19 protein-coding genes are annotated in these 19,488 nt (G+C 50.6%); 12 read left to right on the top strand and 7 right to left on the bottom strand.

Annotated elements, in window-relative coordinates; all coding sequences use genetic code 11:
- The first annotated feature begins 420 nt into the window (after window positions 1-420).
- Window positions 421-645, top strand: a complete 225-nt coding sequence (locus IV04_RS04860) for a DUF2594 family protein (protein WP_037396038.1) — start codon at window positions 421-423, stop codon at window positions 643-645.
- Window positions 646-1,374: 729 nt separating this feature from the next.
- On the opposite strand, the gene IV04_RS04855 is transcribed toward IV04_RS04860, so the two are convergent.
- Genes IV04_RS04855 through IV04_RS04840 form a run of 4 tightly spaced genes read right to left on the bottom strand, consistent with a single transcriptional unit; the run spans window position 1,375 to window position 4,937 of the window.
- The gene (locus tag IV04_RS04855; protein WP_037396036.1) at window positions 1,375-2,637 is read right to left on the bottom strand and encodes an FAD/NAD(P)-binding oxidoreductase; all 1,263 of its coding nucleotides are present in this window, start codon (window positions 2,635-2,637) and stop codon (window positions 1,375-1,377) included.
- Window positions 2,630-2,878: a (2Fe-2S)-binding protein gene (locus IV04_RS04850; protein WP_037396034.1), complete on the bottom strand. Its 249-nt coding sequence runs from the start codon at window positions 2,876-2,878 to the stop codon at window positions 2,630-2,632. Before IV04_RS04850 ends, IV04_RS04855 begins: the two co-directional genes overlap by 8 nt.
- Complete coding sequence (locus tag IV04_RS04845) at window positions 2,875-3,990, bottom strand: FAD-binding oxidoreductase (protein ID WP_037396032.1); 1,116 nt, start codon at window positions 3,988-3,990, stop codon at window positions 2,875-2,877. The genes IV04_RS04850 and IV04_RS04845 overlap by 4 nt, the downstream gene beginning before the upstream one ends.
- Window positions 3,990-4,937 (bottom strand): 4-hydroxyproline epimerase, encoded by a 948-nt coding sequence (locus IV04_RS04840; RefSeq protein ID WP_037396030.1) that lies wholly within the window; start codon window positions 4,935-4,937, stop codon window positions 3,990-3,992. The genes IV04_RS04845 and IV04_RS04840 overlap by 1 nt, the downstream gene beginning before the upstream one ends.
- 382 nt (window positions 4,938-5,319) lie before the next feature.
- Between IV04_RS04840 and IV04_RS04835 the strand changes: the two genes are divergently transcribed.
- From IV04_RS04835 to IV04_RS04815, 5 genes are all read left to right on the top strand, one after another.
- Window positions 5,320-6,165 (top strand): AraC family transcriptional regulator, encoded by an 846-nt coding sequence (locus tag IV04_RS04835; protein ID WP_037396029.1) that lies wholly within the window; start codon window positions 5,320-5,322, stop codon window positions 6,163-6,165.
- Window positions 6,166-6,362: 197 nt separating this feature from the next.
- A complete protein-coding gene (locus IV04_RS04830) occupies window positions 6,363-7,283 on the top strand; it encodes a dihydrodipicolinate synthase family protein (protein WP_037396028.1) in 921 nt (306 codons plus the stop codon).
- A gap of 59 nt (window positions 7,284-7,342) precedes the next feature.
- Complete coding sequence (locus IV04_RS04825) at window positions 7,343-8,962, top strand: aldehyde dehydrogenase (NADP(+)) (RefSeq protein WP_037396027.1); 1,620 nt, start codon at window positions 7,343-7,345, stop codon at window positions 8,960-8,962.
- Entirely contained in the window at window positions 8,943-10,505 is a 1,563-nt protein-coding gene (locus tag IV04_RS04820) for an APC family permease (protein WP_037396026.1), read from the top strand. Before IV04_RS04825 ends, IV04_RS04820 begins: the two co-directional genes overlap by 20 nt.
- Window positions 10,506-10,514: 9 nt before the next feature.
- Window positions 10,515-11,528: an Ldh family oxidoreductase gene (locus IV04_RS04815; RefSeq protein ID WP_037396025.1), complete on the top strand. Its 1,014-nt coding sequence runs from the start codon at window positions 10,515-10,517 to the stop codon at window positions 11,526-11,528.
- 48 nt (window positions 11,529-11,576) lie between these two features.
- Here the strand turns inward: IV04_RS04815 and IV04_RS04810 are convergent, their stop codons facing one another.
- Window positions 11,577-12,005: a universal stress protein gene (locus IV04_RS04810; RefSeq protein WP_037396024.1), complete on the bottom strand. Its 429-nt coding sequence runs from the start codon at window positions 12,003-12,005 to the stop codon at window positions 11,577-11,579.
- 640 nt (window positions 12,006-12,645) lie between these two features.
- Here IV04_RS04810 and cycA point away from each other — a divergent pair.
- Window positions 12,646-14,043 carry a D-serine/D-alanine/glycine transporter gene (cycA, locus tag IV04_RS04805; protein WP_037396022.1) on the top strand — a complete coding sequence of 466 codons (1,398 nt, stop codon included), beginning with the start codon at window positions 12,646-12,648 and terminating at the stop codon, window positions 14,041-14,043.
- 85 nt (window positions 14,044-14,128) lie between these two features.
- On the opposite strand, the gene IV04_RS04800 is transcribed toward cycA, so the two are convergent.
- Window positions 14,129-15,052 (bottom strand): LysR family transcriptional regulator, encoded by a 924-nt coding sequence (locus tag IV04_RS04800; RefSeq protein ID WP_037396020.1) that lies wholly within the window; start codon window positions 15,050-15,052, stop codon window positions 14,129-14,131.
- A 68-nt stretch (window positions 15,053-15,120) separates the two neighbouring features.
- Between IV04_RS04800 and IV04_RS04795 the strand changes: the two genes are divergently transcribed.
- On the top strand, window positions 15,121-15,738 hold the full coding sequence (locus IV04_RS04795) for a LysE family translocator (RefSeq protein ID WP_037396018.1): 618 nt from the start codon (window positions 15,121-15,123) through the stop codon (window positions 15,736-15,738).
- Between the two features lie 180 nt (window positions 15,739-15,918).
- Entirely contained in the window at window positions 15,919-16,230 is a 312-nt protein-coding gene (locus IV04_RS04790) for a hypothetical protein (RefSeq protein WP_037396016.1), read from the top strand.
- A gap of 55 nt (window positions 16,231-16,285) precedes the next feature.
- Here IV04_RS04790 and IV04_RS04785 read toward each other — a convergent pair whose 3' ends face one another.
- Entirely contained in the window at window positions 16,286-16,540 is a 255-nt protein-coding gene (locus IV04_RS04785) for a hypothetical protein (protein WP_051916671.1), read from the bottom strand.
- Window positions 16,541-17,008: 468 nt separating this feature from the next.
- On the opposite strand from IV04_RS04785, the gene IV04_RS04780 reads away from it, so the two are divergent.
- From IV04_RS04780 to IV04_RS04770, 3 genes are read left to right on the top strand one after another with little or no spacing between them, the layout of a single operon-like run.
- On the top strand, window positions 17,009-17,419 hold the full coding sequence (locus IV04_RS04780) for a GNAT family N-acetyltransferase (protein ID WP_037396014.1): 411 nt from the start codon (window positions 17,009-17,011) through the stop codon (window positions 17,417-17,419).
- A 24-nt stretch (window positions 17,420-17,443) separates the two neighbouring features.
- A complete protein-coding gene (locus IV04_RS04775; RefSeq protein WP_037396012.1) occupies window positions 17,444-18,133 on the top strand; it encodes a helix-turn-helix transcriptional regulator in 690 nt (229 codons plus the stop codon).
- Window positions 18,134-18,152: 19 nt separating this feature from the next.
- Entirely contained in the window at window positions 18,153-19,442 is a 1,290-nt protein-coding gene (locus IV04_RS04770) for a cytosine permease (protein ID WP_037396174.1), read from the top strand.
- Window positions 19,443-19,488 lie beyond the last annotated feature (46 nt).

Here is a 19,488-nt window from a genome sequence, read left to right as displayed (position 1 = left end):
ATAACAAAAAATCGTCATTTTCAGCCACGCAGAAATCCCTATACGAAAACCATTATTCAGAATACAAACCCGCCACAGACCGCAAAACCTAGCCATTTTCAATTAAAATAACTGTTCTAACCGGTACCGTGCCTACGCCAAATAGTTGTTCACACTCGAGAAATACACCTACGATATACTTTAGAGCAGTAACGGCAAAAAAACATATCTATTCGTTCACTTGGAGTAACGAATGGGCATTTCTCCGACAATCATCACTCAACGCTGCGATGCGCCTCTGCTGGACGCAGGCATCCAGTGCTATGTTATACTCCGCCCCACGCGGGCGAACGACGGTCAGTCCTCGATGAATCGTCACCCAATAAATGTGCATTAACCTGCATTTAGCTTCAGGCCTCGGCCTTAAACTCAGGAGAGAAAATGAGCAACGTTGACTTCACGACATCGGCAAACCCGGAGGCATTGGCAACAGAAGTCGCTTGCCTTAAAGCCACTCTGACCTTGATCTTGAAAGCAATTGGCCAGGCAGATGCGGGGAAAGTCATCATCAATCTGGAACGTTTTGCCGCCCAGATTGATGATCCGGCTCAGGCAGAAATTTTCAAGAACAGCATTCTGCAAATCAAACACGCATATCGTCAATAATCCCAAGTATTATCAGGCTGCTTGGCATGCAGCCTGCCCCTCATTACCTACCTTATTTAATACCTGTGGCTGAACGATACTTATCCTGGGGAGAGGTTTACGCCAGGGCTGAGGCCTGCTCATACTCGTCAGCCTGAAACGTAAAATGGAGCGGTATTAGTACAGATATTTAGAAACCATTGCGTTATTGTGAATATTACCAAGAACAATAGGAGCAGTCTTAATTAATGAGAATTCATTCAATGAGATTATTATTATCTTCTTATTTTACTTTATCTTTATTGATTTCAAACTGAAACGAGCTACCATTCTCCAGAATTCATATCTCTTGATGGTTCACCATAATCCAATACCCTGCTCTTCATCTATACAGCACTTATGCTTGGCGAGAAATTCACCAAATGAATTTTTGACAGGAAATATATTCTTTCTATAACATGTTGAGTAAGAGAATATGCATTCAGAAAAGACTGATTTTTAGACGAACGCTCAGGCCAACATTGCAAGGACTGCGTAATAATCCGTCTACTCATCATCACCATGTGGCAGGCGGGAACTTGGCCGTGGTTTCCCCCGCTCTGGCTTTTTATACTGGGCCTTCAGCAACGCTTGCTTGATCAATCTCAACAGCAGGGGCATTAACAGCAGACATAAACCTAGTATAATCAGAGCCTTTGTCATTTTTATCTGCCTGTAGTCTTTAATCACCTACCCCTGATTGTAGCAGCTTTATTCTTCCACCTTTGATTGGTTCAGTTGAGCTAACGTCTCAACCCGCGTCGGGGTCAATGGAACTCGCGGTTCTGGCAGCGGCCATCCCGACAAATAGCGTATCGCCGTGGCACAGATTTTCCCTTGGCAAGCCCCCATACCACAGCGGCTGCCTAACTTAGCGTCAACCCAGCCACCATATCCACTCAGTTGACCCAACTTAACGTCTTCACAGCGGCACAGCAGCGTATCCGGTCCAGCCAACGACTTCAGAGCTGGACTCAGAGTAAAAGCCTGTGCCACCGCCATGGCAAAGCTCTGCCATCGAGCACGCAACACCATCTGCTGCTGCGCCTTTTCTTGATTCTGTGTCGCGGTATAACCCGCAATCGCGCCTTCAACCAATGCCAATTCGCTACCACCAACCCCGGTACATTCACCAGCAGCAAATACCTGCTTCACACTGGTTTGTTGCCAGCGATCGACCGCAATGGCTTCATCGACAATGCGACACCCCAACAACATCGCCAATTCGATATTGGCCACCAAACCAAAACCACACGCCAGCCGTTCGCAGTTTACTGTGCGTACCTGCTTTCCCTGCAAAACCTGTACGGACTCAACGCGATCCTTGCCCGTAGCCATTAAAACCTGGCTATTGGTTCGGTAAGAGTGATTTGCCAGGGAGACAGCCTGACGCAATTTCGTCGGCCAACGCCACAGTTTGCAGGTGAAAGCCATTACCCGTGGGAGACTGGCCTGCTCAGCCAACAAGACAATTTCACCGCCGCCCTTGAGCACACTGTTCGCTACGGCCAATAGCAAGGGTCCACTGCCAGCAATCGCCACGCGTACCCCTTTTACTGATAGCCCATTCTTGATTTGTGCCTGCAAGCCCCCTGCACCACTCACACCGGGCAGCGTCCAACCAGGGAATGGCAGCAATAGTTCACGCGCGCCACAGCAAAGAATCAACTGTTGATAATTAATCACCCCATGTCCTTCAGCACTTTCATACAGGATTTGCTGTTCCCCGGTTTGTGCCACCACCCGCACCGCATTAAGCAACCGCACATGGCGAAGCCCCTTAAGTGCCTGCCGGTAATCGTTTGCCGCAGTAGGTAACTGCCCCCCAGGCCCATCACGCCAGATTTGCCCGCCAGGGCGCGGGTTATCATCAAGTACTACAATCCCTTTACCGCTCTCTGCTGCGGCCCGAGCTGCGGCTAACCCCGCTGGCCCTGCGCCGATAATCAACACCTCACATTGTAAATCACCCATTATTGCCCCTTTCGATACACATACCTGGCTGACACAGAGTCTGACACGCCAAACGACGCTGGCCGTTGACCGTAACCCGACACTCCTGGCAAATCCCCATCCCACAGAATGCGGCGCGGGGCTGCTGAGTAACCGAATAGCGGCAGATATCTTGCCCACTTAAGCTCAATGCCGCTGCTACGGTAACACCTTCAGGAACCAAAATGTGTTGTTCATCAATGGTTAAAACAATCTGGTTCATATCGTTGGCTCCTCAACGGCAAACAGACGGTCTGCCCGATAGGGACGATCATCAATTTCCACGCGATGATTGTGGATCTGCGCACCAATCAACGCTGCGCTGCCCAACGCCGTAGTGACGCCAAGCCCTTCATGCCCCAGCGCCAACCAGAGCCAGGAGTGCTGTGGATGCGGGCCTAACAGCGGCAGGCCATCAACCGTCGCGGCACGAAAACCGCTCCAACAACGAATAATGTTCATCTGGGCTAAATCAGGTAGAAAATTCTTGGCACGCGCCAACATGGCTGCCAGCAAGGGCATATCAATGGCTGGATCGAGAGAACCAAACTGGCGTGAGGAACCTATGAGTAACTGGCCGGTTGGCCGGGGTTGTACATTGAAGGCCACCGATGTTCCGCTACCAGCATGAGCGCTGGCTCCATATCCCAGTTCCACCAACTGATGTTTAACCCGTGGCGGATAGCGATCGGTAATCGCCAAGTGGCCTTTTTTGGCACGCAGCAAAGGCTGTGGTAACAGTTGTTCAGCCTGTAAACCACAGGCCAGCACCACCACGGCGGCAGTCAGTTTTTTACCACTCTCCAACTGTACCGCATGCTTGTCCAACGCGACTGCTCGATCGTGACAAATACTTACCCGCTCTGCAGCATCGGCAATCAACCAACGGGCGACATTCGGTGCATAAACGATACCGTCACTCGCCACCCGCAAGCCACCGGCTAAACCGTTGCGTAACATCGGTTCCAATGCCGCCACCTGCGTAGCGGTCAGCATTTCACTGGGCACCCCGCTTGCAGCCATGCGTTGTTGCTTTAACGCAGCAATCGCCATTTCATCCTGATGCTCCGCGATCCATAACGTGCCACACCCCCGCCAGGCACAGTCTTGCGGCATACGCTCCACTACGGCACGCCACAATCGCAGCGAATAAGCACTGAGCGCCAGTTCCGCCGGATTGTCATCCATACACACCAGATGCCCCATGCCTGCGGCAGTCGCACCAGGCCGCCGATCATCCACCAATTGTACGCGGCACCCCTGCTGTGCCAGTTGCCAGGCACAAGCCGCTCCGATAATCCCCGCGCCCACGACAATAACATCGGCGGTTGCCATTAGCGGATCCCCCAAATAAAGGGATCCCGCTCGTCTAACAGCAATTGAGTATCGGCACAAACGAACGCTTGCCCACGAATAAAAGGGGTAATTTTGTTACCTTTGGGTTGATAGAACGCGCTGAACTCACTGCCAATCACACTGGCCTGTTGCCAAACAGTATCCGGCGCTAATTTGCCGTCTGCGGCCAAACAGGCCAGTTTGGCGCTGGTACCCGTGCCGCAAGGGGAGCGGTCATAGGCTTTGCCTGGGCACAGCACAAAATTGCGGCTATCGGCGTGTTTGTCAGGTGAGAAAAGCTCAATATGATCGATAACCTCACCCTGTTCTCCACAAATATTTGCCAACTCAAGAGCCTGACGCACAGCCCAACAAAAGGCCGTCAATCTGTCGATATTATGAGGGGCAATCTCCAACGAATGGTCGGCGATCAGAAAAAACCAGTTACCTCCCCAGGCAATATCACCAACAACACAGCCATAGCCTGCTACCTCAACCGCTACCCGTTGGCGAAAACGATAGGCAGGAACATTCTCTACCGTAACACTGCCATCGTTGTGCAACGTAGCGTTTACCGCGCCTACCGGGGTTTCAATCAAATGTTTACCCGCACCAATCCGGCCAAGATAGGCTAAAGAGGCCATCAGGCCGATGGTGCCATGGCCACACATCCCCAGATAACCGGCGTTATTGAAGAAAATCACACCTGCGGTTGCCTGCGGTGAGCAGGGCTGACACAACAATGCCCCCACCAGCACGTCATTGCCACGCGGCTCCAGAACGATTGCGCTACGCCAATCATCATAGCGTTGCGCGAAAAGAGCTTTGCGTTCGGCCATCGTTCCCATGCCCAGATCGGGAAAACCCTCAACGATCAGGCGGGTTGGCTCACCACCGGTATGGGAATCAATCGCCCGCAGCGCGGTCAGGTGCGAAGATAGGTTCATCAGGCTCTCCAGAGTTAAAAAAATGTTATCAACGGAACCCAGCCTGCCCGAACCCTCTAATTACAGCTTGATGTCTTTCCGCGTAACCAATGCCGAAATCAGCATAATTCCCCCCGCTATCTGCCACTTCGTACACATCCGAGAACACCTTAATAAAGTAATTTAATTACTTATCAAACAATTAAAAAAAACACTTCACACAATTGGAAGCATCTCGGCACTAAAATGCCTGCCAATAAACTCATAACAGGTAAAAATATGCGGCGTTTCGCATATTTCATTTCTGGCTAATCATTGCACTTGCTAAGTTATATAAAAGTTAATATTGATCCGAATACGTTAAAAAAGAGCAATTTGTCAGTTCACTGAAATAGGTGTAATTATGCGATTAGCTCCTGAATACTGCGTGAACCCACGCTCTTCCCAGTTCACAGACGAAAATGAAGGCAATGTGTTTGCCATTGAGCAACTTTCCCAGTTGTGTGCAGGCCTGGCCCAACAGCGCCCGAACAACCTGCACAGCTTGCTCAACACCCTGGCATTGATTGCCCCGTTGCTGAACGCTATTCCTAACGTGGTGTTTTTCATTAAAGATGCACAGGCACGTTATTTGCTGGCCAATCTGACACTCGCCAAACGCTGCGGCTTTAAAACCGTCACACCGCTCTTGGGTAAAACTTCGGCAGACGTTTTTCCTGCCCAGTTAGGCTCTGGCTATACCGAGCAGGACTTACGAGTGTTACAGCATGGGGTACAGATTCAGGATCAGTTGGAGATGCACCTCTACAGCGGGCGTGAAACAGGTTGGTGTCTGACACAAAAACTGGCACTGCACGATACTCAGGGCAAAATTATCGGTATGGCTGGTATCTCGCACGATTTGCAGGAGGCCAAAGCCAACCACCCGGCTTACCAGCGTTTAGCGGCGATCGATGTCTACATTCGTGAGCATTTTGCCCGGCCAATTACCTCGGAAGAACTGACCGCGCTGACGGGGCTTTCTGTGGCACAAATCGAGCGTTACTGTAAACGTATTTTCCATCTGACCCCACGCCAGATGATCCATAAAGTCCGCCTTGAAAAAGCCACTGAGCTACTGGCGAGCGAACTGCCAATTACCGATATCGCTTTACAGTGCGGTTATACCGATCACAGCGCCTTCAGCCGCCAATTCAAAGCCATGACCGGCTCAACGCCGCGTGATTTTCGCACTACGTTAAGTAACTAACTTATTGAAATAAAACTACCGGATGGTGCTAACGCGCCAGGTTTATCGCTGTGCGTCATTTTCTGTCACTGTGCCAATTTCGTCATGGCAATCGGCGAAAGACGTCAAGCCGCTTCGGGTAATAGCGGTCAATCTGTTATCGAATTTCACCAATGATTCACCATTGATTAACAAAATCAGATAACAGGATAAAAGCGATGAACTCTAAAAATATTAGCTGGAGCGGCGTATTCCCAGCGGTGACCACTCAGTTCCGCAGCGATTTCTCCCTGGATCTCGATGCAACCCACGCGGTCATCAAAAACCTGGTTAAAGACGGTGTTTCCGGCTTGGTGGTTTGTGGCACCGTCGGAGAAAATACCTCACTGACCATGCAGGAAAAACTGGCGGTTATCGAAGTTGCAAAAGACGCAGCCAGAGACAAAGTACCTGTGATTGCCGGTATCGCCGAATTCACCACCGCTTTCGCCCAGAACATGGCGCGTGAAGCCGAGAAGGTGGGCGTCGACGGTATTATGGTGATGCCAGCCTTGGTGTACTCCGCCAAACCGCATGAGACCGCTGCCCACTTCCGTAGCGTGGCGGGGGCGACCGATCTGCCGATCATGGTTTACAACAATCCTCCCATCTACAAAAACGACGTCACTCCCGACATCCTCACCACACTGGTGGACTGCGACAACATCGTCTGTTTCAAAGACTCTTCTGGCGATACCCGCCGCTTTATCGATCTGCGCAATGCTGTGGGCGATCGCTTTGTGTTGTTTGCTGGCCTGGACGATGTGGTGCTGGAAAGTGTCGCCGTCGGTGCAGAAGGTTGGATCTCTGGCATGTCTAACGCCTTCCCGCGTGAAGGGGAAACCCTATTCCGGCTCGCGAAGCAAAAACGTTTTGAAGAAGCGCTGGCGCTCTACCGCTGGTTCATGCCGCTACTCCATCTGGATGCCCGCCCGGATCTGGTGCAATGCATCAAGCTTTGCGAAGAGCTTGCAGGCCGCGGCAGCGCCGTCACCCGCCCACCACGCCTGGCGCTGCAAGGGGAAACGTTACGGGAAGTCACCGCCATTGTGGCAACCGCGCTGGCAAACCGCCCGCAACTACCCGAAGTCGGGCTATAAACCCTGCTCATCGCCCGGTGCCTGACCGGGCTATTGCTCTTAACCTACAGGGGAAACTCATGCCGAATACTATTATCAGCGGCAAACACTTCATCGGCGGGCAGCGTATTGCCAGCGGCACAGCGGAACTGGCCAGTTGGCGAGCCGATAACGATCGGCCTACGGGCTATCATTTTTATCAAGCTAGCGGTGCAGAAACCGCTGCTGCCGCAGAGGCTGCCGCCAACGCCTTCAATGCCTATTCGCAAACCAGTAGCGAACAACGGGCCGCTTTTCTCTGTGCCATTGCCGACGAAATCGATGCGTTGGCTGAGCCTTTCTTTAACTTCGTCATGCAGGAAACCGCCCTGTCGTTAGCGCGACTGCAAGGTGAACGGGCTCGCACCAGCGGCCAGTTACGCCTGTTTGCCGAATTACTGCGCCGCGGTGATGTCCACGGCGTGCGCATCGATTGCGCCTTACCCGATCGCACCCCATTGCCGCGCCCCGATCTGCGCCAGTATCGCACTGCGCTTGGCCCGGTTGCTGTTTTTGGTGCCAGTAATTTCCCACTGGCGTTTTCCACCGCTGGGGGCGATACCGCAGCAGCCTTGGCTGCCGGGTGTCCGGTGGTTTTCAAGGCGCACAGTGGCCACATGATCACTGCAGAGCTCACCGCACAGGCGATCGAACGCGCGGTGCAACAGCAACAGATGCCTGCTGGCGTTTTCAATATGATTTTCGGCGCACGGATCGGGGCCGAACTGGTACAGCATCCGGCTATTCAGGCGGTGGGTTTTACCGGTTCTCTGCAAGGGGGGCGGGCTTTATTTGATTTAGCCATGCGCCGCCCACAGCCTATTCCAGTGTTCGCTGAAATGTCGAGCATCAATCCAGTCGTCATCATGCCACAGGCGTTAGCTCAACGTGGGCCAAGCATCGCCCAGGAGTTAGTCGCTTCGTTCACCCTCGGCTGTGGGCAATTCTGTACCAAACCCGGGTTGATTATTGGCATACGCAGCCCAGCATTCAACCAGTTGATTGATGATTTAAAACACAGCGTAAATGCCGCCACACCGCAACACATGCTGAATGCGGGCACGCTGGCAAATTATCACCATGGGCTGCAAGCACTGGCACAACACCCTGGGTTGGAGCACTTGGCAGGTAACCTGGAACCACAACCCCATCTGGCTACACCTCAACTTTATCTGGCAGACAGCCAATTACTGTTCAACCAAGATGCCTTACTACAGGAGGAAGTGTTTGGCCCGGTGGCGATCGTAATTACCGTTGAGGATCAGCGGCAATTGCTGGCAGCACTGGAACACTTGCAAGGGCAACTGACCGCGACGTTACTTGCTGAACCTAGCGATATGGCGGCGTCAGCCGAACTACTGCCCTTGTTGACGCGTAAAGCCGGGCGAGTGCTGTTCAATGGTTACCCAACCGGAGTAGAGGTTTGTGATGCCATGGTGCACGGCGGCCCTTACCCTGCGACCAGCGATGCACGCGGCACCTCGGTCGGTACGCTAGCTATTGAGCGTTTTTTACGCCCGGTTTGCCTGCAGAACGCGCCTGCCGCTCTGTTGCCCGCCGCCTTACAGGACAGTAACCCGCTCAACCTGCTGCGGTTAGTCAATGGCACCTACACCCGCGCCTCATTAGAAGGAGCCTCTTATGGCAACAGGCAAATTTAAAAAGCAGCTAACGCTCACCGACCTGACGTTTATCGGTCTGGGCGCAATATTTGGTTCCGGTTGGCTGTTCGCTGCCAGCCATGTCTCCTCTATCGCCGGGCCAGCCGGGATCTACTCATGGCTGATCGGTGGACTAGCAGTACTGTTACTCGGGATTGTCTACTGCGAACTCGGGGCCGCTCTACCACGGGCTGGCGGCATTATCCGCTATCCGGTATTTTCCCACGGCGAACTGATGGGTTATTTATTGGGCTTTATCACTCTAATAGCCTTCTCCAGCCTGATCTCGATCGAAATCGTCGCTGCACGCCAGTATGCTGCCGCCTGGTTCCCGTTTCTCACTCAACCCGGTTCTGGTGACCCAACGTTGATCGGTTGGCTGGTGCAACTGCTCTTGCTGTGCTTTTTCTTTGCTCTCAACTATTACAGCGTTAAAACCTTCGCCAAATCCAACAACCTGATCAGCGTGATCAAATTTCTCGTTCCGCTCTTGGTGATCGTAGTACTGTTTACCTTTTTCAAACCGGATAATCTGCACAGCCAGGGGTTCGCTCCATTCGGGGCCGCCGGGGTTGAAGCGGCTATCTCTGCGGGCGGAATTATCTTCGCTTATCTTGGCCTGACGCCGATCATTTCGGTGGCCAGCGAGGTGCAAAAACCACAGCGCACGATTCCGATCGCTCTGATCCTGTCGGTCGTGCTGTCCACCATTATTTATGTATTGCTGCAACTGGCGTTCCTCGGCAGCATCCCAAGTGAGATGTTGACAGAGGGTTGGGCAGGGATCAGCAAACAGTTCTCGCTACCCTATCGGGATATTGCCGTTACGCTGGGCATGGGTTGGTTGGCCTTTATGGTGGTAAGCGACGCCATTATTTCACCCAGCGGTACTGGCAACATTTATATGAATGCCACACCACGCGTCATTTATGGTTGGGCGCGCACCGGTACTTTCTTCAAGATATTTACCCGGGTTGATGAGCAATCAGGCATCCCGCGTCACGCTTTGTGGTTAACCTTCGCCCTGTCTATTTTCTGGACGCTGCCGTTCCCATCGTGGGAACGTCTGATCGGCGTGGTATCCGCCGCGTTGGTGCTGAGTTACGCCATCGCTCCGGTGACTGCCGCCGGGTTACGCCGCAACGCACCTGACCTGCCCCGGCCATTCCGGGTCCGTGGTTTTTGCGTGCTCGGGCCACTGTCTTTTATTATCTCGGCGCTGATCGTTTATTGGTCCGGCTGGAATACCGTTTCCTGGCTGCTCGGCCTGCAAATCCTGATGTTCTTCATCTATATCCTGTTCAAAAATAAAGTGCCAACGCATGCCATCAGCCTGAAACAGCAGATCTACTCCTCTCTATGGCTGATCGCTTTCTATGCGCTGATTATCGTTGCTTCTTATTTCGGCAGTTTCGGCGGCATCGGTGCCATCAGCCATCCTTGGGATACCCTACTGGTTGCTGCCATCGCGCTGGTTATTTACTACTGGGGTGCCTACACCTGTTTACCTAAGGCGAATTTTGCCGGGGACGAAGAAGAATAAGGAAGAATGATGACTGAAACCGTAAATTTATCACTGGATGACGCTTACCAATTGGCCCACCGCGCATTACGCAGCAATGGCTTCAGCGAGCCACACGCTCATGCCGTGGCACAGAACGTCACTGCCGGTGAACGGGACGGTTGCGCCTCCCATGGTTTGTATCGTGTCTTGGGCTGTGTCCGCTCGCTGCATGCGGGCAAGGTATCCGCCGATGCCGAGCCATTGCTCATCGACACCGCTCCCGCCATTATGCGCGTGGATGCTGGTGGTGCCTTCTCACTGGTCGCCTACCAGAACGCGTTGCCAACATTTATTGATAAAGTTCGGCACTGTGGCATCGCTGCTTTGGCCATTAACCATTGCGTACACTTTTCTGCGCTTTGGGCCGATCTCGAACCGCTGGTCGAGCACGGTTTGGTTGCGCTCGCCTGTACGCCAAGCCATGCCTGGGTGACACCGGCTGGCGGGACTCAACCGCTATTTGGCACCAATCCGATAGCTTTTGGTTGGCCACGCCCACAGCAGCCACACTTCATCTTTGATATGGCCACCAGCGCCGTTGCCCGGGGCGAAATCGAACTGCATCGCCGCGCAGGCAAGCCCCTGCCAGAAGGTTGGGGGCTCGATCAGCAAGGCCAGCCTTCAACCGACGCGGCCAGCGTGTTGCAAGGTGCAATGCTGACTTTTGGCGGGCATAAGGGCTCGGCACTGGCTGCCATGGTGGAACTGCTGGCCGGGCCACTGATTGGTGATATGACCAGCAAAGAATCGCTGGCTTATGACGCCCAAACCGGTTCTTCCCCTTACGGCGGCGAACTGATTATTGCCATGGATCCGGCACGCTTTCTGGGTGCAGACCAACGGGCGCACTTCGCACGTGCAGAAAATATGTTTGCCAACATGCAGGCACAAGGCGCGCGTATCCCCGGAGAACGGCGTTTTCAGGCTCGGCAACACAGCCTGCAACGGGGCGTCACGCTGCCAAAAACGTTGTACGATGAAATTACGGCGCTATGCCGATGATATAACAGGCCCGCACAAACGGCGGGCCAAAAAGTCATCGAGGAGGGGTTATCTAATCACCATCACCGATGTTTTGGCATGGCGCACAATCGCGGCGGCGTTGGAACCCAAGAGATAGGTTTTCACACTTGGCCGACGGGAACCAATGACGATCAGGTCGGCCTCTATCTCTTCGGCAAGCTGTAGTACTTCGTCGCGCGGTGAACCGAAGCTGATGGTATACGCCAAACTCTCCAGCGGCAGATCGATTTCCGCCATGATTTTTTTCAGCCCTTCAATCGCTTTCACTTCCGCCTGGTTCTCAAACTCCTTAAGGCCGAAGGAGTAAGCCGTGACAAATGCCGAAGCATCAGGCAATGCGTGGAAGAAATGCACCTTGGCACCGGACATTTTTGCCAGATACTCGACATGCTTGAGAGCATGCTCAGTCAAGACGTCCTCTGCTATATCTACCGGTACTAAAATGGTCTTGTACATAATCAATCCCTTCTTTATTTACCGTAATGAGGCCAGTTTACTGCCGAGCACCAGGATGGTGAAGCGGATTATGCCACTTTTGTGAGGCCTGGCAGTTGAAGATAGCACCATCATCCCTTAAGTAACCTGGAGGCAAAACCCCTACTCGCCGCAGCTAAACCAATGATTTTTACTTTTGTGACTGCTAACACAAAACCAAGAAATATACACAGTCGCACAGCGAATCTGCTTTATCAGCCGCCACTATCAACTGCTTAAAACTTAACTGTTCTTTTTGAGCTCAATCTGCTCAACGCAATATTCTTTTCCCCTTGAACACATAAGTTTAAGTGTTTAATCACATTACTTTTTCTCATGCGAAATATACAACATGCTTTTTAATCAATGAGATAAGACCTTAGAGTGCTGTTCATTTGCTGCGGCAAAGAGTAATCTTCCGCCCCTTGAATGCCCGATTTGCTGCCAAAGTGTAAAGAATAATCGACTGCTATCGCACCTATAAATGTTGTAAAAATGTTGCATGAAAATAACAATTTTGAGTTATTTTACTAACAGCCGGGCTGTACCGATAAACACATAAAAAAGAGCCAATTTAGAGCTCGAAACTTCACTCATGACAGGTAAAACAGGACATCATCAGATGGTAGATCATTCTAAAACAACAGCGGATGTCACACCGGGATCAGAAGATCATCTAAGACGAAACCTCACCAATCGACACATTCAGCTGATCGCCATTGGTGGTGCGATTGGTACCGGTTTATTTATGGGCTCCGGTAAAACCATCAGTTTGGCGGGGCCCTCCATTATTTTTGTGTACATGATTATCGGCTTTATGCTGTTTTTCGTGATGCGCGCGATGGGTGAACTGCTGCTCTCCAATCTGCAATATAAATCCTTCAGCGACTTCGCCGCCGACCTGCTCGGCCCATGGGCAGGCTTTTTCACCGGGTGGACCTACTGGTTTTGTTGGGTAGTGACCGGCATTGCCGATGTCGTCGCCATCACCGCCTATGCTCAATTCTGGTTCCCCGATCTGTCGCAATGGATCGCTTCACTGCTGTGCGTTTTACTGTTACTCAGCCTGAATCTGGCAACGGTGAAAATGTTCGGTGAAATGGAGTTCTGGTTTGCGATGATCAAGATCGTCGCCATTGTCAGCCTGATTATTGCCGGTTTGGTGATGGTCGCTATGCACTTTGAATCACCTAACGGTAACGTCGCTTCGTTCTCGCATTTATGGAATGACGGCGGCATGTTCCCGAAAGGCATCAGCGGTTTCTTTGCTGGTTTCCAGATCGCGGTATTCGCCTTTGTAGGCATCGAACTTGTGGGGACTACCGCAGCAGAAACCAAAGACCCGGAAAAAGTGCTGCCACGTGCGATTAACTCCATTCCAATCCGCATCATCATGTTCTACGTGTTTGCGTTGATCGTCATTATGTCGGTGACGCCATGGAGTTCCGTGGTTGCCGACAAGAGCCCGTTTGTTGAGCTGTTTGTCCTGATTGGCCTACCGGCTGCGGCCAGCGTAATCAACTTTGTTGTGCTGACCTCTGCGGCATCTTCCGCCAACAGTGGAGTATTTTCCACCAGCCGTATGCTATTTGGCCTGGCGCAAGAAGGAGACGCACCTAAATCGTTTGCCAATCTTTCCAAACGTGCAGTACCGGCCAACGGCCTGACCTTTTCCTGCATCTGTTTGCTGAGCGGTGTGGTGCTGATTTACCTGATCCCGAATGTGATGACGGTATTTACCCTGGTCACCACCGTCTCGGCCATCCTGTTTATGTTTGTCTGGACCATCATTTTGTGTTCATACCTGGTTTACCGTAAACAACGCCCGGCGCTACACCAGAAATCGATCTACAAAATGCCTGCCGGTAAACTGATGTGCTGGGTATGCATGGCATTTTTCGTGTTTGTGCTGGTGTTATTGTCACTGCGTGATGATACCCGGCAGGCGCTGGTGGTTACGCCGCTGTGGTTTATCATTTTGGGGATCGGTTATCAGTTTGTCCGCCGTAAAAGAGCCTAAACGTCCAGAGGTTGTGACGGTTTGCCCCTTTTCCGCGCAATACATAACGCAACCAACCGCTGGCAACAGCGGTTGGAACAAAAACTCAAGAGTCAGAATTGGATTGTAGCCAGGCAATAACTTTAGCTACCCCACTACCGGGTGGTGCTTTATGTTGCGTCAACAGACAATAACCACTCCCATCCTGTTCGAAACCAAAGGGGGCAACTAATAGGCCCGCCTTGATATCGTCACGCACATGCTGCCAGGGGCCGATCGCGATCCCAATGCCCGCAACCGCAGCCTGCAAGCTGAAATAGAAGTGATCAAAATGCTGCTGTGGGCGATTACTCAAGGAAATACCCTGCGAACTTGCCCAATCGTGCCAGGCATGTGGTCGGGTAGCGGTATGCAGCAGCAGAGCGTCATCATGTAAATACTTCTCTCCGCCTTTATCCACCACAAATTGATCGAGCATCTCTGGTTTACATACCGGGCCAACCTTTTCGATAAACAACGTCTCACTGTGCATATTACTGCCCCAGTCAAAATCATTACGGCGTATCGCCACCGTGGTGCCATCACGGAAAGAAAACGCCCCCCCGCCAGCCACCAACTGCAGGTTAATGTCCGGTAAAGCTTCCTGAAAAGCGGGCAAACGCGGGATCAGCCAACGCATCAGCAAAGTGGGTTCGCAAGAAAGGACGATCGGCGCATCCTGTGCTTGCTGATACAACTCCTGGGTGGTGTCTTCCAGAATACCGAATGCCTGCTGCGTAGCCTGATACAGCTTCCGGCCTGCTGGTGTCAGAAATACTCGCCGATGGCGGCGTTCAAATAACGCAACCCCCAGCTCATCTTCAAGTGCGCGTACCGCTCGGCTTACCGCCCCATGCGTCAGGCTGAGGCTCTGGGCTGCTAGCGTAAAACTCTCTTTACTTGCTGCAGCCTCAAAACAACGTAACCCGCCGAGTGACAGTTGCCGACCGACTTTGCGTGAGGATTTCTCACCAACATGGTCAGTTTTCATCGTTTGTCCTCATCCCGTTATTTTTTTATAAATCATTTAAAACAAGCCATCCTTGGAACTGAAAAATAATGACTGAACTCTTAGCTGTAGCCACCATCACTTTATTAGCAGTAATCAGCCCCGGGCCTGACTTTGCCATGGTCTCACGCAATAGCCTGCTGCTCTCGCGCCGCGCCGGGTTACTGAATGCCTGTGGTATCGGCGCAGGCGTGCTGATTCATGTTACTTATACCCTTATCGGCGTCGGGATGCTGGTGCTACAGTCTTTATGGTTATTCTCTTTATTCCAGACCGTCAGTGCAATCTGGTTGATCTACCTGGGGCTCGGTATGTTACGCCAGGCAAGCCGCCCTTTAACACCACAAACAGCCATAGCGTCCAATGACTTAAGCGCATTAAAAACCGGCTTTCTCACCAATTTACTGAACCCAAAAACTACATTGTTCATTGTGAGTTTGTTTATACAAGTGGTTAATCCCCAAACCCCTGTTGCAGTACAAATCGGCTACGGGCTGTTTATTTCATTCACCCATGTTATCTGGTTCAGCCTCGTAGCATGGTTCTTTTCGTCACCGGCCATGAATGCGCGTTTTTTGCACATGCGCAAAAGCATCGATCGGCTCTTTGGCGGGGTCCTCATCACCCTGGGCGGCTTACTGTTCGCAAGCCACTTCAAATCAGAGTAAAACGGTTAAAAATCAACCTGTCATCATCTCTTGTTGCTGAACTATTGCAGGGTTAGAATGCCGCTCAGCCTGCCATTGACGATCTGAACGTCATGGTTAATTCGAAAGGTGTTCTGTTTTTTGCGTCTTGCAAAGGGAAATGAGTCAGTGTCTAAAGATTTTGATGAACTAATAAGAGATATGGATCTTATTATTGAAAATATAGACAGTTTCAAGGCTATGGTTCCCCGCGCACCTGAACCATCGGTGGAACCGCCAGCTACACATTATTATGATTCGTTCTGCGAAAATATTGCGTTAAAAGTCGTCCTGAAAGTGTTGCTCTCATCGGTGGACAAAATTGTAAAGGTGCAGATCGCCAACAAAGTTGAGCAGGAAATCGCCCAGATCGAACAGCAGGTCATGCTTGCCGGTGGCGGCCCAGTCGCCGCAGAAGATTTGGCGCAAATGACACACTATGTTCGCCGCACCGTCAGTGATTTGCTTGGCTAGGCTGGCTATCACTGATGCTGCCAGCAAACGGCGTCAGACTGATTATTCATGATGCCTAATAATCAGGCGAATGATAAGAAGCATCAGCGAAACGCCTTGGCGGCAATTCTAACGGTTTGGTTTTACCTACTTTGACCGCTTTTGCGGGGTCGCCAGCAATAAACTCCAGGGTGGGTGAGTAGTAAAACGGCAGCCACGCCTGATAACTGCTCTCCCACTCCCACTTTACCGGGCATGGCCACAGAATATCTTCATATAGAATATAGTAGATCCATCGCCCATGCGGACGGCGCGGCTTGACTGTTTTCATAGTGCCATCAGTAACTCTCTCACCCATCGCCTAGTTTTCTGCTCAATGTTCCGAACAATCAAACAGTCATAGTACCTCAGTGCTCCCACCCGAGGCGAGAGACACCACTTTTGTTTGCTGGCTGCGATTAATTATAAAACATGGAGGGCTGGCTGGCTAAGCCTGCGGCATTGGCAGTATGAAGTAGGTATCAGTCTGGAAAGCAATGAGGGGCATACCGCGATTGCTGCTATAGAATCGCGGTGATAACAATTTTTCCCTGGTGAGGCACAATACAAGCTATTGATTCTGCTTGGAGGTTAAGTGTGTGGCGACCCCCTTATTACAGTTAACTTAATTGCTTTTAGTCACGATAGGAACAGGTGAAAAACACCCTTGCATTAAACCATAAGAAATGTTAACTAGTTCGACTGATTTAAGCGTTTTGATTGCATAGGAAATAATTAAGATGAAAAGGAATCGTTATTTATGAAGTTAAACATAACAGATACACCAACCCCTCATGATGAAGAATATGTGATTGACAGTCTCTGGGCACATAACAATAGATTTGATTCAGTAGACATCCATCCATTGTTCCTCACGCTCACAGATGACAACAGTAAGATTGTTGCAGGATTAGTCGCAAGAACATGGTGGGGTGGGCTAGAGGTTCAATATCTTTGGGTCAGTGATGAATATCGTAATAAGGGATATGGTCGAAAATTAATGCTCAGCGCGGAAGAAGAAGCCTTAAAGCGCAACTGCCATATGGCTTATGTCGATACTTTCAGTTTTCAAGCGCAAGTTTTTTATGAGAAGCTGGGATACCAACCCTACGGTAGCTTAGGTGGATATGCACATAAGCATACCCGCATTTATTTGGCGAAAAAACTTTAATCTGGCTAATTATCTGAGGTGGACATGAACTCACTCCATAGTAACGATAAATTCTATCTAAATGGACTCATAACTATGATGGAACACTTAAATGAACCATGGGGTATTAAGGATCTCTGCTCACGCCACCTCTATATGAATAAAGCTGCTTATCTTTATACCAACACACCACTAAACTTTGATGTCGAAGGGAAATTCGACGATGAATTCCCCGCTGACTGGGCAGAGTTCGCCCCAGAACTGAAAGAGCATGACCGCCGTACTGAAGGAACAAGGGATCGAGTCGCTGTCATAGAAACACATTATTGGTATGGAAAAGACCACTTGACACCTTTTATCAGTGAAAAACTACCAATCTATAATGACAAGAAAAGTCTGGTGGGGGTCATGTGGAATGCCAGACAGCTTGATACATTTTCGCCACTTAAATATATTAACCAGCAAAAACCCTGTATTTTAACCACTAAATTCAGCACGGAAACATTCACTCAATCAGAACTCGATATCATATTTTTAATGTTGCAAAGGTATACAAACAAGGAGATTGCAAAATTATATAAAGTTAGTAATAAAACAATAGAAAATAGGATCTACAACATTTATCAGAAGGCAGATGTACATACGCTCCAGCAGTTCGAGGAATTTTGCAGACAAACACATCTTGATAACTATATTCCTGGGCGTCTGATTGCAAAAGGCATTCAGTTTATTTAAACATAAAAGAGAGATGATCGTGATTAATATTGAGGACTACCCATTAAGCCGAGTGCCACAAAACAAAAGAGTTTCTTTTTTAAGCGTGGCTGTCGTTCATATGGGGATGTTGACGGCGTTGGACCAGTTTATGCTAGGAGCTGTACTGGGTAACTCCATGACGCTGACAAATGCTTTTATTGCCATCTTCATCGGCAGTGCGATCTTTGGCGTGGTAACGTTTGGCCTAGGGCTTGCGGGTATGAGGGAAGGTGTCTCCGGCAGCTTACTGGCCCGATGGTGTGGTTTTGGGCGCCTTGGCTCGGTATTGATAGGTTTAGTCGTCGCTATCAGTTTATTAGGTTGGTTTGGCATACAGAACGCTATTTTCGCAAAATCGCTAAACTTTGCCTTGGGCGATCGTCTTGGGTTCGCTTGGTCGGCAACGCTATCGGGCCTGTTTCTTACGGCCTTGGTCACCTTTGGCTTTAAAGCACTGCGCATCACCGCGCGTATTGCGGTTCCGCTGTTCATTTTGCTGGTGTTTTTTATTTCTTATAATGTGCTTTCGGGGCAGAAACTGCATGAAGTTATTAATCTGTCCCCAGCCGGGGAAACATTAACCATCAGTGCCGGTATTACTATCGTAGTCGGCGGTGCCATTGTTGCTAGTTTGATGACACCCGACCTGACCCGTTATTCTAAAAATAAACAGCACGTTTTTGGCATTACTCTGTTAACCATTATTGCAGGTGAATTTGTGGTTAACGGCTTGGCAATATTGATTGCCAAAACGCTCGGTACCGCAGACGTAGTCACTATCATGGCCCAGACTGCGGGTGGCGTTGGCTTATTGGTTGTCGTGTTTTCTACCTTACGAGTCAACGATCTTAACCTTTATTCATCATCGTTAGGAGTAGTGAATGCGGTTGAAGGTATTACCGGTAGAAAGCTTAAATACACCACGACTACTGTCATTATTGGTCTATTAGGTACTTTACTTTCCGTTCTCGGTATTTTAGATCGGTTTGTGGACTTCCTGACCCTATTGGGCGTCGTTTTTCCACCAATCATTGGCGTTATGCTGGTGGATTATTACCTTTTACGCACCCACAGAAATATCTTGGACAATAGCCGCCTTACCGGGCAGCTGCCACAGGAAACACCATTCATCGGTTGGGTAGCCATCATTGCCAGCGTGATTGGCAGCGCAGTTGGGTTGCTAACTGAATGGGGTGTTCCCACCATCAACTCATTGCTGGCAGCCAGCCTGATTTACTGGCTGTTAAAACTGCTACCTGGGCGAGCCATCAATTTGCAGACCACTTAGCCGGTCAACGCCTTGTACCGCCAACCTGGCTCTTATTATCGGCTGG

The sequence above is a fragment of the Serratia sp. Ag1 genome (genome assembly GCF_000743355.1).
Classification (GTDB): Bacteria; Pseudomonadota; Gammaproteobacteria; order Enterobacterales; family Enterobacteriaceae; genus Chania.
This window is presented reverse-complemented; position numbering and strand designations above follow the sequence as displayed.